Origin of the sequence: Sphingomonas ginsenosidimutans (assembly GCF_002374835.1) — a bacterium.
Classification (GTDB): domain Bacteria; phylum Pseudomonadota; class Alphaproteobacteria; order Sphingomonadales; family Sphingomonadaceae; genus Sphingomonas; species Sphingomonas ginsenosidimutans.
The window spans coordinates 1-989 of record NZ_NWVD01000051.1 but is presented as its reverse complement, the minus strand read 5'-3'; the positions used below and the strand labels follow the sequence as shown (position 1 = coordinate 989).

Below are 989 nucleotides of genomic sequence, written 5' to 3'. Positions count from 1 at the left end.
ATATCCCCGCGGTGCACGGCCGCCCCGCGCGTCACCCAGAGGGCCCAGTAGGGCAGGCTGGGGCTCACGTTGATCATGAGCGCGTGGCCCTGAGCGAAGGCGGCGAGCGAGGAGAGTGCCAGCGCCCCGGCGCCAAGCCCGCCCCAAAGCACGAGACGGCGCGCGGACGCAGAGCGGATCAGGCGATCAGCGGGCAGCATCGGGGATGGCTCCCATCCGGCGCATAACATCGGCGCGCACAGATTGCGTCAGGTCCGGCGTGCTCCCGGCCACCACGGCTTCGGCAACGAGAACCGTGCGGCCTTCGCGGCCCAGCTGCTGCACCGAGGCTTCCACGGCCTTGAGGTAGGCCTGCACGCGCAGCCTGGTTTCTTCCGGAGGACGACCAGATCGTGCTTCGGCTTCGATGAAGTCGCCCATGATCCGGCTCAGCTGGACCGTGACGACCTCACGCTTCTCAAGGGTGAGCACCTTGTCGGTCGTCCAGACGCCCCACAGGACCTGCCCGATCATGCCGACGCCGAGCACGACAGCGGTGAGATTGATCGATGCAAGCCGCCCGCGCAGGTTGGATGTTGCCAGAATGTTCCTCACAGCTTTTCTCCCGAGAGTTCGCGGTCGAGATCACGGATGAAGCGCGGCATGCGCCACACGACGACGAGCGTGGCGAGACCGATCAGAACGAACTTGCACTGATCGACGAATGTGACGCGCCGAGTGAAATCCGCCGCCAGGAAGCGATCACCGAGATTGGCGACATGGGCGAAGAAGGCGTCGGGATTGCCGCCCGATAGAAGCAGGAAGAAGAGCAGCGGCAGGCCCAGAGCCATCAGATAGGACGAGCCCAGAAACAGACTACCGCGCAGCACGATGTAGCAGCCATCGGCGATGCGCGAGCGCCAGGTCGGCACCGGCGGGAATAGGGGCTGTTCGTCTTCGGGCGCATCCGTCCGGTCGAACGGGGTGACGAGGTGGAGAGGCATGAGTTT

2 protein-coding genes and 1 pseudogene are annotated in these 989 nt (G+C 65.4%); all 3 read right to left on the bottom strand.

Annotated features, from left to right (window positions below):
• Positions 1-200: pseudogene (locus COA17_RS19795) on the bottom strand (S26 family signal peptidase); the annotation flags it as partial.
• On the bottom strand, positions 187-594 hold the full coding sequence (locus tag COA17_RS18655) for a type-F conjugative transfer system protein TrbI (RefSeq protein WP_096614364.1): 408 nt from the start codon (positions 592-594) through the stop codon (positions 187-189). The pseudogene COA17_RS19795 and the gene COA17_RS18655, both read right to left, overlap by 14 nt.
• Positions 591-989 (bottom strand): hypothetical protein (locus tag COA17_RS18650; RefSeq protein WP_245857953.1); only part of this gene is annotated, 399 nt, incomplete at its 5' end. The genes COA17_RS18650 and COA17_RS18655, both read right to left, overlap by 4 nt.